This is a genomic window from Psychrobacter cibarius (genome assembly GCF_016107535.1).
Classification (GTDB): domain Bacteria; phylum Pseudomonadota; class Gammaproteobacteria; order Pseudomonadales; family Moraxellaceae; genus Psychrobacter; species Psychrobacter cibarius.
The window spans coordinates 176,045-191,263 of the sequence record NZ_JABASQ010000004.1 but is presented as its reverse complement, the minus strand read 5'-3'; the positions used below and the strand labels follow the sequence as shown (position 1 = coordinate 191,263).

Annotated in this window: 11 protein-coding genes; 9 read left to right on the top strand and 2 right to left on the bottom strand. The window is 41.3% G+C overall.

The features are described 5' to 3' along the window. The first annotated feature begins 86 nt into the window (after positions 1 to 86). Positions 87 to 1,043: a hypothetical protein gene (locus JFC08_RS05035; protein ID WP_198329941.1), complete on the top strand. Its 957-nt coding sequence runs from the start codon at positions 87 to 89 to the stop codon at positions 1,041 to 1,043. A 340-nt stretch (positions 1,044 to 1,383) separates the two neighbouring features. Then, positions 1,384 to 1,899 (top strand): hypothetical protein, encoded by a 516-nt coding sequence (locus tag JFC08_RS05030; RefSeq protein ID WP_198329940.1) that lies wholly within the window; start codon positions 1,384 to 1,386, stop codon positions 1,897 to 1,899. Between the two features lie 542 nt (positions 1,900 to 2,441). On the opposite strand, the gene JFC08_RS05025 is transcribed toward JFC08_RS05030, so the two are convergent. Then, a complete protein-coding gene (locus JFC08_RS05025) occupies positions 2,442 to 2,915 on the bottom strand; it encodes a cupin domain-containing protein (protein WP_198329939.1) in 474 nt (157 codons plus the stop codon). 35 nt (positions 2,916 to 2,950) lie between these two features. Between JFC08_RS05025 and JFC08_RS05020 the strand changes: the two genes are divergently transcribed. From JFC08_RS05020 to JFC08_RS04985, 7 genes are all read left to right on the top strand, one after another. Further along, positions 2,951 to 3,907 (top strand): helix-turn-helix domain-containing protein, encoded by a 957-nt coding sequence (locus JFC08_RS05020; RefSeq protein ID WP_198329938.1) that lies wholly within the window; start codon positions 2,951 to 2,953, stop codon positions 3,905 to 3,907. Positions 3,908 to 4,244: 337 nt separating this feature from the next. Further along, positions 4,245 to 5,183, top strand: a complete 939-nt coding sequence (locus JFC08_RS05015; RefSeq protein WP_198329937.1) for an ABC transporter permease — start codon at positions 4,245 to 4,247, stop codon at positions 5,181 to 5,183. Next, positions 5,180 to 6,130: an iron chelate uptake ABC transporter family permease subunit gene (locus JFC08_RS05010; protein WP_198329936.1), complete on the top strand. Its 951-nt coding sequence runs from the start codon at positions 5,180 to 5,182 to the stop codon at positions 6,128 to 6,130. Before JFC08_RS05015 ends, JFC08_RS05010 begins: the two co-directional genes overlap by 4 nt. Continuing rightward, entirely contained in the window at positions 6,127 to 6,903 is a 777-nt protein-coding gene (locus tag JFC08_RS05005) for an iron ABC transporter ATP-binding protein (protein WP_198329935.1), read from the top strand. Before JFC08_RS05010 ends, JFC08_RS05005 begins: the two co-directional genes overlap by 4 nt. Beyond that, complete coding sequence (locus tag JFC08_RS05000; RefSeq protein ID WP_198329934.1) at positions 6,900 to 7,886, top strand: siderophore ABC transporter substrate-binding protein; 987 nt, start codon at positions 6,900 to 6,902, stop codon at positions 7,884 to 7,886. Before JFC08_RS05005 ends, JFC08_RS05000 begins: the two co-directional genes overlap by 4 nt. 174 nt (positions 7,887 to 8,060) lie before the next feature. Continuing rightward, a complete protein-coding gene (locus JFC08_RS04995; RefSeq protein ID WP_198329933.1) occupies positions 8,061 to 10,358 on the top strand; it encodes a TonB-dependent receptor in 2,298 nt (765 codons plus the stop codon). Between the two features lie 1,046 nt (positions 10,359 to 11,404). After that, positions 11,405 to 13,795: a TonB-dependent receptor gene (locus tag JFC08_RS04985; protein WP_198329932.1), complete on the top strand. Its 2,391-nt coding sequence runs from the start codon at positions 11,405 to 11,407 to the stop codon at positions 13,793 to 13,795. A 263-nt stretch (positions 13,796 to 14,058) separates the two neighbouring features. Here the strand turns inward: JFC08_RS04985 and JFC08_RS04980 are convergent, their stop codons facing one another. Continuing rightward, entirely contained in the window at positions 14,059 to 14,964 is a 906-nt protein-coding gene (locus tag JFC08_RS04980; protein ID WP_198329931.1) for a LysR family transcriptional regulator, read from the bottom strand. Positions 14,965 to 15,219 lie beyond the last annotated feature (255 nt).

Sequence of the window (15,219 nt, the reverse complement as noted above, 5' to 3'; positions counted from 1 at the left end):
TACACTTTAGCAAACAATAAAAACTTTATTCTTAATTCTAGCCGTCATCTACTTTTTCGCGGTAAAAACTGGTTTGGTATTACTTCATGAGCGACAAAAAAAATAGCCCTAATGCGCAGTTAGAGGCAAATTTAGCCAAAATTGCTAATACTAAGCCACGTAAGCGTATGCGTAAAGATAATATCTACGAGCGTTTCATCACGCGTGTCGAAAATGTCGATAGTAATGAGGATAACGCTACTTTCAAAGAAAATGCATTAAAGCCACTAAAGAATACCGATCACCTTTCATCGTATGAGCCATTAAGCGCCACAGAGCTAGAATTATTTGCTAATTTAGAGCAAGAAAGCGTGAGCACAGGTATTAATGTAGATTTTTCTGATGACGATAAAGACGAGGGTTTTTCGAAAAATCATGCACCGATAGCTAATACTGACAACTCTTTAGATTCTGATGCAAATAACGATAAATCTTCTTTATATATGGCGGATAGCGCGAATACTGATGATTTAAAACGTCAAGATTCAGAAAGATCAGCAGCGGAAAAAGTTAGAAACGAACAACTATCTAATAATAACGACGCTGTAAATGACAGTGCCATTGCTAAACAATTAGCAAAATCAAAGGAAAAGCAAGTAAGTAGCAAAAAACCGCTTATTATTGGCATGATATTTGGCTCATTATTGATTGCTATTATTGTAGCGACACTAATTTTCACCGGCGTTCTATCGACCTCAACGAAAACGATTGCACCTGATAGTGCAGAGACGAAAACAACAACGACAGATGCAGCACCAGCTGTTAGCACTGGCAAAGCAGTAGTAACCGATGACAACCAACCTTCTGCGGATACAGGCGCGATAGACAAATCGACAGTGATATCGCAACCAGATGAATCCCCCACTGAGAATCCAGACACTAATCCTAATGGGGTAGAGACTACTGAAGCCCCATCGACCATGCCAGCAGCTGATGCAGCCATCACTTATGATGACTTTAGAGAAGAATCTCAAAGTACCTTGTATCGTGAGACCAATGATTAGGGTCTGTTGCACATTCATAATTTCAACTAGTCATTCAATCTAAGGCATGTTATCAATTCAAATGGACTGAATTTTGCCAAGCAGCGTTAAATATCTGCTTAATACCTCGAGATAACCTGTGCTATTTTGCTTATTAGACTGCAATTCATCTCATTTTTATTACCATTTTTCAAATTGCTCATCAGCAACTAGCCATACAATAATAGTACTTTCAAGCCGCTTATCAGTCAATTCTATCGCTCATACCAAAAATCATTGCAACATACCCGAGAGCCCGTATCCTGAGATCAAGGATACGGTGATAGGCCGTTCATAACATGGATTGACTCGGTATTGAATTATGACTATCTCAGACAATAAAAGTGATATCAATAAAAGTGTTGGCTTATCCAGTAATTCTAATAAAGAGCCACTATTAGCAACCGACACAGCAAAGCTAGCAAAAGGCAGTTTGCTGAGTCATGTAAAATGGTTTGCCATAGTGGGTGTCTTGTTATTAACGACTATATTTGTGTCTGCTCGTTTTTTTTCAACAATTCCTCAAACATCCATGGTAAGTGTTCATCTACCTGTTACGGTAGCTACTCATCAAATCAACGAGACGGTAGCAGATAGCTCACCGCTAGTAGAAGTTAAAAACAATCATATTAAGGCTAATGTTGAAGCTAAGTATGCTCAAGCCGAGACTGCTATTAGTTATGGTGATTTTAGACAGGAAGCACAGAATATCTTATATCGTGAGCCAGAAGCGTCTGTCTCACATATAAACCTAAGTACAGCTAGCATTGAGCCTGCCATTAGTCATGAAGATTTTAGAATAGAAGCAAAAAACATCTTATACCGTGAGGAAAAATAATCAAGTTTATATGCTAATACAATAGAATTGAAACGCAGATGACGACTTATTTAAAACCATCTATTTGACATATGCATATCTCCAGATAGCTTTATAAGCAGGCAGAGAAGCTCCTACTCATTGGAGGGATTTGGTTAACTTAGCCTCGTTATATCCTGATATTGAAATAATATAAACGCGAGTAATGAGAATGCTAATATTCACACCTTCATTAGGAGAAAAATCTGCAAGAGTGATTGGCTAACCACTCTTTAAAAAGCAAAGTGCGTATTCAATAAATGGTTGATAAGTTTGTTATGCATGTTGCATTTTCGATATTTAATTTACAAAGGCGGCGGTATTTTTAACGGCTTTACAAATTATTAATACTGAGTGCTCAGATGCATTTCAATCAAATAGCTGTAATAGAAACATTGTTATAGATTTAATTCTATAGTCAATCCTATATAAATCAGATACTGTGTCAGGCTCGCTTAGTCTACTATTTGTAGTACTTTCGCTCGCCTTCCTTGTATCTGAATTATATTGTACCGGCTATATATTCATAAAGGTTCAAAAAACATTACACTCGTTTCAGTAGGCGCATAAGGTTTATGGTTACTGTTCTTAGGAATAACGACAACTTCACCAGCGTTCACCTCTACGGTTTTGTCTTCTAATATAATAAATAGCTGGCCTGACAATACGTGAAATAACTTATCTTCATATTCGTGATTATGCCATTCATACTCACCTTTCAATTTAGCCAGTTTTACGGTTAATTGATTAAACTGAGCAATATCAGTAGGCTTCCAAAACTGTTCAATATCATCAAGCTCTTTTTTTATATTCGCTATAAGCAGACTCATGCTTACTCCTTTTTGGTATGTGAATACCATTGAATTATATTTAATTATATTTAATTGATAATCATTAACATTAAGATGATTGTTTATTACTAATAATGCTATTATTGCTTCAAGACTGGAGAACTGGCTATTTATACGTGTAAAGCTATTTTTAGCTGGATATAACATAAACACACATACCAAAACATCTTGATTGTATTTATATGGCAAACTTACATGCATTTTACGACCACTATCAGACCGAATACTGGTCTTTCGATCATCCTGATTCGGACTATTTGATTAAACGTCCAACTTATGATGGCAGCTCTGGTTATGGTGACTTACTGAGCTTGCATAATGGTATCGTGCTCGGTCGAAACAGCATTGCTAGCAGCCAATCTTTGGTGGAACCCGCCGCACCATTTTCTTGTGATGTAGGGATGCACTTAATTGTAGATGCGAACTATACCTTACATGCTAGTAATTTACGGACTGATACAAGTATTCATTCGCAGCAAATTTGGCGACGATCAGGAGATTTTGGTGATATAAACTCTATAGTTGATACTGAATATTTGCAGAATTCCCCTATAAATAGCCATATCGTAACAATCGATTTTAATCAAACATTGTTGTCGCGCTGGGCAGAAAGCTTCGCTGTTCCAACATGGCTATTACCTTCTAATAATCAAGATCCTGAAATGGTTCAAGTCAGCTTATCCAACCAGCCACGTCTACTTGCTCGTGCAGCTTATATCCTCTCTTTACCTTGCTGTACTTTGAGTGATCGATTAGCTTTAGAGAGTCAAGCATTGCTGCTTTGCCAAGATATTTTAGGCATTCAAGATATATCAGGCCGATTAGCAAACCAAAAAAGCCAAATTGATCAGGCCGTTGATATTATTCGCCAAGAGTACAGTAATAAATTAACAATTTCCTTGTTGGCTCAACGAGTGGGTATAAACGAATGCTATCTCAAGCAACAGTTCAAACAACAAACGGGTAAAACAATCGGCAGCTTTATCCGTGAACTGCGTATGCAGGAAGCAATGCGTTTGTTGCTAGATGAATATAAAAGCGTCCAAGAGACTGCATGGTATGTTGGCTATCGTGATCCTAGCAATTTCAGTAAAGCTTTTGCCAAATTTTATGGCGTTACACCCACACAACTTATCTAGCCAACCAATAGATGTCAAGCTGCCACAATCTTCTGAAATCAGCTAAATAAGCATTGCTGATATACGACTTATTTATGCCAAACCTATGTTGCGCCTGAGTTAATTCAATCTTTAAACCTTGGTAAATGCTGAGGTATCGTTCCGAATAAGTTCCCTTATTCACGGTATAACTTCCCAATTTCACCTTATATTCAACTTACCTATTCAAACAAGCATAGTATGATTGATTCTCATTTATGCTTTAATGAAAAATCCTAGCAATGAGTTTTATAGACTGTTGGTGGTATGTTTCAGCGTAGTAAAAAGTCATTCGTAATAAGTAAGAAGAACTTCAATAATGCGCTCACTATCTTTGTTACTCATTTTACTCTGTGCCGTTTCTCTTATGCTGGGCTCAAAACAGACCTCACTTATAGCTCTCTTTAATTTCTCCAACGATGCATGGTTGACCTTAACGGCGAGCCGTATACCACGGCTGATTGCGCTGGTACTGACAGGAGTGGGTTTGTCTGTTAGCGGCGTGATTTTACAGCACATCGTCCGTAACAAGTTTGTTGAGCCCGCAACTTCAGGGGGTTTGGATGCTGCCAAACTTGGCATTTTGGTCTCGCTCACCATGCTTCCTAATGCCAGTACGAGTAGTAAAATGATCTTTGCGCTGGTTTTTTGCTTTGCCGCAAGCTTACTTTTTATTCTCATTATCAGTCGTATTAAGTTTAAGAGCGCTGTGCTTATTCCTGTTCTTGGGTTGATGTATGGCAGTGTGCTGAGATCAATTGCGGAGTTTTATGCGTATCGCCATAATATTTTACAAAGTATGCAAGGGTGGTTATTGGGAGATTTTTCAAGGGTTATACAAGGTCATTACGAGCTGATTTATATTATTTTGCCCATCATTGTATTAGCCTATATTTATGCCCATCGCTTTACGGTACTGGGTATGGGCGAGGACATGGCCGCCAGTCTAGGACTCGGCTATGCGGCGACAGCTGCCTTAGGGCTTATGCTAGTCTCAGTAACGGTGGCCGCTTCAGTCATCACCATCGGCGCCATACCTTTTGTGGGGCTGGTTATTCCAAATCTAGTCGCTCTAAAGTACGGGGAAAACCTGTCGCGGACACTGCCAGTAGTCGCCTTAGGCGGTGCTTGTTTGCTGCTGATTTGTGATATTTTTGGGCGGCTCGTCATTTATCCTTTTGAGGTTCCCATTGGCCTTACCGCAGGCGGGGTAGGCGGTGTAATATTCCTTGTGTTAATCATGAAGGGGGTGAGATGAGTGCTGCGGCAAAGGTTTGGGCGACCGTGATACTGATTATATTGCTGGCGCTTATCTTCTTATTGATAGGCTCTGATTTAGATTTTGATTACTTAATTCCTAAGCGTTTGATGCGTCTAGCGACTATTGTTCTCGGTAGTATATGCTTAGCTTTTTCATCTATAATCTTTCAAACTATTGTTGGCAATCGTATTTTGGCGCCTTCTATCATGGGCTATGAGGCTGTTTATTTATTGTGGCAAGTGCTGCTGCTCTTTGTGATGGGTACAAATGGACTGATGCTGCTAGGTGTCAGTGGTAATTTTATCGTATCAATCGTATTGATGCTGGCATATTCTTGGGCACTTCATCACTGGCTTTTCCCTCGATGTAAAAATGATGTCTATACCTTGTTGTTATTTGGCTTGGTGTTGACGATGGTCATCGGTACGGTTACGCAGTTTATTCAGCTGCGTATTAGCCCTGGCGAGTTTTCGGTTTTTCAGGGGTTAAGCTACACCTCGTTTAATCGATCTCAGCCAGAGACTCTGTTTTATGGAGCGCTTGCGGTAGCCACCGTACTATGGGTTAGTCGTAAGACACTGCCTGTCTTAGATGTGATGGCGCTTGGCCGTGAGCAGTCGCTGTCTCTTGGTGTAAACCATCCTAGATATGTTAAGTTATATCTGGCTTTAATTGCCATTTTGGTGGCTGTGTCAACGAGCTTGATTGGTCCTACGGTATTTATGGGTGTGTTCATTGCCAACATCGCTTATGCGCTTGCAGGGAGTAACCAACACAAAGTCACCTTACCCATCGCTTGTGCCATTACTATCGCCATATTTTTAGTCGCTCAAATATTTGTTGAGCATGTCTTTAATTATAAAACCAGTGTCAGTATTCTCGTCAACCTTGTGGGTGGCATCTATTTTCTTGCGCTGACCGTCCGTACTAGAGGGTTCACATGATTACCATCAACCATGTCCATAAAAACTATGGCAAAAAATCTGTGCTATCAGATATCAGCCTAGAATTTCAGGCTGGCAGTGTTACCTCTTTAATTGGTCCTAATGGTGCTGGAAAATCCACCTTGTTGATGATGATGGCAAGGCTATTGGAAACAAGTAGCGGTGAGATATCATTCAATGATCGCAACATCCGTGAGATTGGTACTTCTGAATACGCGCATCATGTTGCGACACTGCGGCAGTCTCCAGGGTTTAATCTACGATTAACCGTGGAGGAGCTGATCTCCTTTGGACGCTTTCCGTATAGCCGTGGTGCGCTAACCACAGAAGATCGACGCATCATTGATGAGGCCATTGATTTTTTGGCATTAGAGCCTCTACGTCATTCTTATCTGGATGAATTAAGTGGTGGACAGCGGCAAATGGCTTTTTTGGCGATGACCATCGCGCAACAGACAGATGTGTTGTTATTGGATGAGCCACTAAACAATCTTGACATGAAGCATGCAGTGCAAATCATGCAAGCCTTACGCCGTCTATGTGATGAGCGGGGGCGCACGGTGATTTTGGTGATTCATGATATCAATTTTGCAGCCAACTATTCTGACCATATTGTGGCTTTAAAAAATGGCACGCTTAGCTTTAGCGGACTGTCCGAGCAGGTCGTGACAGAAACCAATTTAAGTGAGTTATACGATCTTGATTTTGAGATCATTCGTAGTGAACGTGGTTGCCTGTGCAACTACTTCAATTTATCAGGGGATGCAGTATGAATTTGAGTAAGAGAGATTGGGTTTGGATACTGGTCATGTCGGCCGCCGTATCATTACAAGGATGCGAAAAAAAATCTACTGAGCTGACAAATGAGCCAGCACACGCGTCACAAAAACTTGAGACGCCCATCACGATCAAGCATGAGCTTGGTACTACTGTCATCAATACTCGACCGCAACGCGTCGCGGTACTGGATATGAATGAAGCTGATTTTTTGGATCAGCTCGATGTTCCGATTGCAGGAATGGTCAAAGACTATATTCCGCACTTTCTTTCGCAGTACAAAGCGGATGCCGCAGTAGAGGACTTGGGCGCTATTGTTCAGCCAAATATGGAACGTATCCATGCGCTACATCCTGATCTGATTTTAATGACCCCGCTTCACGCCGCTAACTATCAAGAGCTGTCAGAGATTGCACCGACTCTGCATTTCGATGTGAATTTTAATAACAGTCAGCAGCATATAGCCAGTGTTAAAAGCCACTTATTAACTCTAGGTCGTATTTTTGATAAAGAGGCATTGGCAGAACAAAAAGCCACGCAGTTAGATGCAAGAGTCAAAGAGGTTCAGGACTTCACAAAAAACCGCTCAGAAAAAGCACTGGTTGTCTTACACAATAATGGGGCTTTTAGCAATTTTGGGCTGCAATCACGCTATGGTTTTATCTTTAATGACTTGGGTGTCAAGCCTGCGAGTACGATTGTAGAGACCAGCCTACATGGACAGCCGATTTCTAGTGAGTTTATACAGCAGGCAGATCCAGACATTCTTTATATTGTAGACCGTACCGCTGTCATGGAGCATCGCGCTATTATCAATCCTGATGATGTGAGCAACCCTTTACTTCGTCAAACAACAGCATGGAAAAATGGTCGTGTTGTTTTTGTTGATGCAGATGCGTGGTATATAGCAGCCGCTAGCCCAACCTCATTAAACATCATAATGGACGATGTCCTCAAAGGCTATCAGCCAACGTCCTAGAGACACTCTAGGAACCTTCTAAGACGAACGATGTTTTTTAACGTAGGACTAGGACACGCTCTAGTGAATAATTAAGTGAGAAAGAGAGGGCTCTTTTTATCCTAAATTGTTAATGATTATCATTTGTGTTTTTATTCGCATTATTATTTTCCATCAAAACAAGAGGACGTTTCCATGCACCAACTTCAACACTTAGATCATAAAAATAGGGTCAAACAGCGGGCGACACTGACCAAACCTTCTTTCGCGCTCAATTATATCGTATCAGCAAGACTTGCCATGTCTTTGAGCCTAGTCGCTGGGACGGTATTCATCTGTATGCCATCAGCGTATGCACAGACAAATAGTAATGTGACACATAGTGAGCAAACCACTGAGTCTGGCAATGGAGCGCAAAACCCACCGTTAGAGGAGGATAACAACGTTCCTACAGTGACCTTGCCTGCGATAACAGTAGTGGCAGAACGCAACGACAATCCTATCTACTCAGGTGGGCAGGTGACCTATACCAATCACGCTGGATTCTTGGGAAATAAGGATTTTTTAGAGACGCCGTTTAGTGCCATCAGCTATACCGATAAATTTATTGAAGATCAGCAAGCCACCGATATTACGGCTGTCATCGCTGCTACTGATCCTGCCGTCTTTAGCAGTGGGGTTGGTGGCCAGAATCTTGAAAGTTATTCTATCCGTGGATTCTCTTCAGACGTTGGTGATGTTACGGTAGACGGGCTATTCGGTATGGCACCTTATTATCGTAGCTCACCTGAGATGTTTGAGCGTATCGAAGTACTCAAAGGGCCCTCAGCTTTATTGAATGGTATGCCGCCCAAAGGCTCAGTAGGCGGTGCAGTCAACCTAGTGCCTAAACGAGCAGGCGATGAGCCGTTGACGCGAGTGACGGCAAGATATTTATCAGACTCACAACTTGGTGGGCATGTGGATGTAGGACGTCGTTTTGGTGAAGACAAGCAGTTTGGTGTTCGGATTAATGGTGCTTATAGAGAGGGTGATAGTGCAGTAAATGATCAAAAAAAACAAGCGCAACTGGCTTCTGTTGCACTGGACTGGAAAGGAGAGCGTGCTCGATTATCGACAGATCTTTATCATAGTAAAGATCGTGTCGATGGACCGACTCGCGGTCTCACCCTAGCACCAGGATTGTCGATTCCTAAGCCGCCCAAACCAGAGACGCTACTGAACCCAAGCTGGGCATTTAATGATAGTGAAGATAAGGGGCTAATGATACGTGGTGAATATGATGTGACTGACGATTTAATGATTTATGGTGCGGGCGGAAATAGTAAAACAAAATTTAAGTCGCAGAGTGCCTCTGTCGCGCAGATTATCAATGCCGCAGGAGATTATCGGACTAACCTTGGAGAAGTTGATGATGAAGTCGAAAGACAGTCTGCTGAGATAGGGTTAAAAAGTAAATTCCAAACAGGACGAGTTAATCATCAATTGGCATTTAACATCGTTGACTATCAGGAAGATTATGATTTAAGTGCTAGAAGGGGTTTATTAGCTGAAGACTGGGTCACGAACATATATAAACCAGTATGGGAGTCGCGTAATATTCCCTTCAATTCTCCTGCGCTACTGAACACAAAAACGAATTTGACCAGCTATGGTCTTGCAGACACACTGTCTTTTGCTGAGGATAAATATCAGCTGACTTTAGGACTGCGACATCAACAGGTAGAAAGTAAACAAGCAGGTATGCTGGCATCAGCAAAGGATTACAACGAAAGTGCGACTACGCCATCAATAGCGCTACTAAGTAAAGTAAACGATCAAGTTTCTTTGTATGCTAACTATATAGAAGGTTTGAGCCAAGGTTCTACTGCACCGATAGATGCAGAAAATGCTGGTGAAATGTTTGCCCCTTATAAGACGCAACAAAAAGAAGTTGGCGTAAAGCTTGATCTTGGTGAGTTCTCACATACCCTAAGTGTTTATGAAATAGAGAAACCTAATAGCTATTTAGACCCTGTTAGTAATATCTTTTCTTATGCTGGCGAACAGCGTAACCGAGGTGTTGAATGGGGGTTTTTTGGCTCACCCATTGAAGATATACGCCTAATGGGTGGGGTTTCATATATTGATGCGAAGCTAACCAAGACGCTTGGTGGCGTTAATGAGGGTAATAGAGCTACAGGTGTCCCACAATGGCAGTCTAAGCTTGGTGTTGAATGGGATCTACCTTTTATTCAAGACTTGACATTGACAGCTAATGCAAACTCGATATCTAAGCAATATCTTGACGCAGGCAACTCACTGTCATTACCAGGTCGCACTGTATATGATTTAGGTGCACGTTATGCCACCTCTATTGATAAAAAGCCGCTGACATTAAGAACGAGTGTTGCTAACGTAACTAATAAAGCTTATTGGGCAAAGCCGCATTATACCAGTCTTGGCTTGGGTGAGCCGCGTACATTTATGCTGTCAGCCACAATGGATTTTTGATTTGAGTTAAGGCGTGTTTGTAATATCATTATAGATTAGTGAATTATAGTGCTAAAGATTTGCCGCACCCAAATAGGAAATTTATTAGCATATAATTCACTCTTCTGTGAGTTCAAGGCTCAAAAAGTAGATGAGACGTAGACTTAGCGATATCAATAATTACTCGTTATTCTACTGGCAAGTTGTTACCTAAAGCATAAATAGAATGGTGCTCATTGAAAGCTTGTTATAGGCTTACTGAATTATATTTAAACACATCATATTAACGCACCCGATTAATTCTTAAGATGAAAAGTAGATTTAGCGGTGCCTATTGGAGTGCTTTTTATGGCACTTAAAATGAAGGAGTGAGCCACAGCTCCATGATCATGCCTAGCAGAACGAAAGTGACACCTACTGAACACCCAGTATTTATCTCTCTTGCCGGCAAATTCATAAGACCGTATTGGTCTAATATTAATGAAATGAGCAGTAGCGTACTACCACGGCGAGCCACTTCTGGTAATTGTTGTTCTAAATCCATAGTACATCGACGTCGCCAGCAGCTTCCACCGCTCGTCCCAAGATCACAATCACCTTAGCTTGAGCATCCAGCTCATGACTACTACGCCAATCGTTGTCGAAATTAAGCAAACTAACAAAGCCACTGAAATAAAAATAGCAATGAGTTTGCCTTTTGAGAGGACGGCAATATAGTCAGTTCAATCTCATTTGGCGTTCTGGTACGTTTGGCATCTTCTATCGTACCAAGGCCATCATATGCTCTAAGAAGCCTTGTTCAGGCGCTTGGGTGATATGAATAATATATCAGTGTTGAGCCATATAGAGAGCTATTAATTGAATTATGGATACCGCTTAGATATCGAATCTTGAGTGACGCTGGAGCAGTATTTTTTGGGAGCAATAAGGGTTTTCGATATTGTAAATAATTATAGAAACAACAATGATTATCATTTACAATATTGTTCACAAAGTTAGTACACACAGCATTATTAGCTAAATATAACTTTTACCACTCTTTGATCCTCCAATTAAGTGAAGTGAATATGAAACGCCACCATCAAGTTGCTCTATCCTTTCTTACCTTTTGTATCAGCCAGCAACTATATGCACAAAACAATGTCAGTGCTATGGACATCGCTTCAAATACGATGCTTTCAGAAGACTTAGCTGTCAACGCCGCCTCAAGTGAGTTACCAAACGTGACTTTAGATACCATTACGGTCACTGCTAAAGCAAGGACAGGAACGGCTTTGGCACAAAAAATTAGTGAGATGCCTGCCGTCACGCAGGTAATTACCGAAAATGAGCTGCAGATGCAGGCGACAGGCAATCGTACTACTGGAGATATATTGGCTCAGCTGATTCCAAGTTTGGGGGCAAGTAGTGGCTCAACCAGTAACTACGGCACGACCATGCATGGCCGTCCCGTGCAGTTTTTGCTGAATGGTGTGCCATTGAGTGGCTCACGCAGCCTGTCACGCGAGCTAAACAGTATCGACCCTTCGCAGCTTGAGCGGGTAGAGGTGCTCTCTGGTGCGACCAGTATTTATGGGGCTGGCGCGGCTGGTGGTCTGATTAATCTCGTCACAAAATCTATGGTGGGGTATGGCTCTATCAGGCAAACCAGAGTCGGCGTCAGTAGCAGTCGTAATTTTGACTCAGATTCAGTGGGTTATCATGTGGGGCAGACATTAGGCTATGGCGGTGAGCGAGTTTATGGTCGCCTAGATGTGGATTATGAAACGAAAGGCGGCAAGTTCGATAGTCATGATAATCGCATCAGCCCAGACGTTAACCAAACTGACCAACAAGATACTGAGTCGCTAAGTATTAACGGTAGCTTGGGTATAGAGCTCACTGACAGTCAGCGTCTCGATTTGGCAGTGACTTACTACAAAGATGAGCAGGATACGGACTACGGTCCAGATTATGGTAAAAATTTACAAGTATTATTAAAACCGAAAAAATTACCACCATCTTTAAAAGCGATTGATGGTGCTGACGTAGCAAACGAGCCTTATACCACCAAAACATCAGTGAACCTTAACTATAATAATGATGATATTGCGGGCTCAAATTTGAGCGTCACAGGGTACTATCGAGACGAAAAAGGCCGTTTTTATCCTTCTGGTAAAGTTTTCCCTGCACAAGCGGGCGAAGTCTGGGTGGCTAATGGCCTTACCGATGAGAGTACGCTAAAAGAATTACTGGGCGGGGCAGTCGTCGTCACTCAATCAGAAGCTGACATTGAGGTGATGGGTCTACGCGCCGCCATGCAAACAGATAGTGAAATTGGTGGTAAAAAAACGCTGTTTAGCTATGGGGCTGATTTTGAACGCGAAAAAAGCGAGCAAACTTATGAAGGTCAAGACTTAGATAAATTTAAAACCAGTAACGGTCTAAGTGCTCAGCCAAATGGTCTTAGCTATAATGGTGGACCAGATACCACCATTGATAAATGGGGCGCTTTTGTCAATGCGGATATAGATATCACTGATAAATGGCATACCAGTGCTGGCGTGCGCTATCAAAAACTCAAAGCAGAAACGGCTACTTTCACGCCCATTTATGAGCAATTGCTCGAAGAGTATTTTAATGATCCTCTCATCAACGGTGTCAGTGATGCTTATGGCATTGACTATCAGGCTGGTCAAGTGGAAAAGGGCCATACAGACCACGATAAAACCCTATTTAATATCGGTACCAGCTATCAATTAACCCCAAATGACCAAGTATTTGCCAATTTCTCACAAGGCTTTACCACTGCTGACATTCAGCGTGCGCTACGTGATGTACGAGCAGGCTTTGTCGTCAACTCAGACAACGTACAGCCTATTGCGATCGACAATTACGAGTTGGGCTGGCAAGGTAAGCATGGCAGTACTGCTGCACGATTGAGCGGTTTTTACAATGAATCAGATAAAACGGTACGCTTTACCAATGACTATACGGTAGAAGTCGTCGATACCGATGAGCGCGTCTACGGCGTAGAAGGCTCGCTCAGCCATGATATTGATGATCAATGGCAAGTGGGTGGCAGTGTCGCCTATACTCGTGGCCAGTATGATAAAGATGGTGATTGGTTGGAGCTGGATGCCGTACGCTTGACACCACTTAAAGGCACCGCATTTGCACAATACAACTTCGATGAAGGCAGTAATATACGTCTACAAGCATTGGCAATTGGCGGTGATGATAAAGCCTTTAAGGATCAACAAAAAGACCCTGATTCTAGCGCATTGCCAGTCACAGGTTATATGACACTTGATGTATTAGGACAAGTCAAAATGCCGGTAGGTCGAGTAGACTATGGGATTTATAACTTACTCAATAAGGACTATCTAACGGTCTATCATCAAACAACCTATGGCGATTTGAATCGTTTGCCTGCCTCGGGTACAACTTACGGCTTGAGCTACACTGTGGATTATTAAAAATAATATCAGAAAACCTTTTACGCTAATTATTGGATAGCGTAAAAGGTTTTTACATTTTTCAAAATCAATGCCATTTCTTATAATAGTAAGCCTATAGCATTATCATATAGACTGTATTTAAACAGGCATTCAGTGACTAAGTTCATGAACTTCGAATATGATTAAAAATCTAATTTATCTATAAAAAATTCTTCACCATCTCTTTAATTTTAAGACCGCTTTATTAGTTTTTTTATATACATCAAAAACAGGCTTATTACTTAGTAGTAGTAAGCCTGTTTTTGATGTAATGAGTCTCGTAAATGTGCAACGAGCAGTTTTAACTTTTGATCCGGTTGTCTGGCCTTAGGATAAACCGCATATAGCCCCAGCTTCTTGCTGGTAAAACATTGTAAAATCTGCGTGAGTGTATTTTTCTGTATCTCCTCATAGATCAACACTTGTGGTAAAAAAGCGATACCTAAATCGCTAAGCGCGGCTTGTTTAATTGCACTCAGATGATTGCTATGAAACCGACCATGGACAGATATTAATTGCTCTTTGCCGTCTATATATAGCGGCCATGTACTGTTAGCCGTATTATCAAACTTATAAACCAAGCACTCATGATTTTGTAACTGTTCAGGAGTTTGAGGCGCACCATGTTGCTCTAAATAGGCTGGAGTCGCGCATATAATCCACTGGCTATCTATAAGGCGCCTTGCAATGAGTGAAGAATCTTCAAGCACAGCGGTCCTTAGTGCCAAATCAAATCCTTCCTCTATCAAGTCAACCAATCGATTGGTAATTTGTAACTCTACTGATACTTCAGGGTGTTGTTTACAGAATTCGGCAATAGATTCGCTAAATATGAAATTCGCAGAGACCACAGGCATGGTTATACGTATATGACCTTTCATATCTTCGCCGTAACCCGTGACAGCATTTTCAGCTTCTTGAAAGGCGGATTTAGCAATTTTAGCTTTGTTATAAAGCGCCCTGCCTGCATCGGTTAAGCTCAACTTTCTAGTGGTTCTATAAAGCAGTTGTATATTTAAGTTCTCTTCTAATCTCGCAATGCGCTTGCTCACTACCGAGTTCGTCAATGATAATTTTTCAGCGACTCTAGAGAATGACCCTTCTTCGACAACTTGAACGAATAAAATCATGTCGTCAGCTTTGGTCACACTTGTTCTCCAATTTTAGTAATGTGTTTCTAATTATAGCAAAAAAGGAAAATAACATTGTCCATTGATGCAATATATCAATGAATTAACAAGGCGTAGACTATTTCAGGGCATTTTTAACATTGGGACATAAACTGTCGCAAGTCGTGCTCGGCTTTGTCTACAAGACAGCTTTAGTAAATAAGCAGTCCCTATTTGTGAATATTTAATACAACTTAGTCATCATAGATTCGTCAAAATAAAGGCTTCGATGAC

What these genes read in the sequence shown, in the direction of transcription:
- JFC08_RS05035 (WP_198329941.1), top strand. Translation starts at nt 87, where the DNA reads ATGAGCGACAAAAAAAATAGCCCTAATGCGCAGTTAGAGGCAAATTTA.
- JFC08_RS05030 (WP_198329940.1), top strand. Translation starts at nt 1,384, where the DNA reads ATGACTATCTCAGACAATAAAAGTGATATCAATAAAAGTGTTGGCTTA.
- JFC08_RS05025 (WP_198329939.1), bottom strand. Translation starts at nt 2,915, where the DNA reads ATGTTATATCCAGCTAAAAATAGCTTTACACGTATAAATAGCCAGTTC.
- JFC08_RS05020 (WP_198329938.1), top strand. Translation starts at nt 2,951, where the DNA reads ATGGCAAACTTACATGCATTTTACGACCACTATCAGACCGAATACTGG.
- JFC08_RS05015 (WP_198329937.1), top strand. Translation starts at nt 4,245, where the DNA reads ATGCGCTCACTATCTTTGTTACTCATTTTACTCTGTGCCGTTTCTCTT.
- JFC08_RS05010 (WP_198329936.1), top strand. Translation starts at nt 5,180, where the DNA reads ATGAGTGCTGCGGCAAAGGTTTGGGCGACCGTGATACTGATTATATTG.
- JFC08_RS05005 (WP_198329935.1), top strand. Translation starts at nt 6,127, where the DNA reads ATGATTACCATCAACCATGTCCATAAAAACTATGGCAAAAAATCTGTG.
- JFC08_RS05000 (WP_198329934.1), top strand. Translation starts at nt 6,900, where the DNA reads ATGAATTTGAGTAAGAGAGATTGGGTTTGGATACTGGTCATGTCGGCC.
- JFC08_RS04995 (WP_198329933.1), top strand. Translation starts at nt 8,061, where the DNA reads ATGCACCAACTTCAACACTTAGATCATAAAAATAGGGTCAAACAGCGG.
- JFC08_RS04985 (WP_198329932.1), top strand. Translation starts at nt 11,405, where the DNA reads ATGAAACGCCACCATCAAGTTGCTCTATCCTTTCTTACCTTTTGTATC.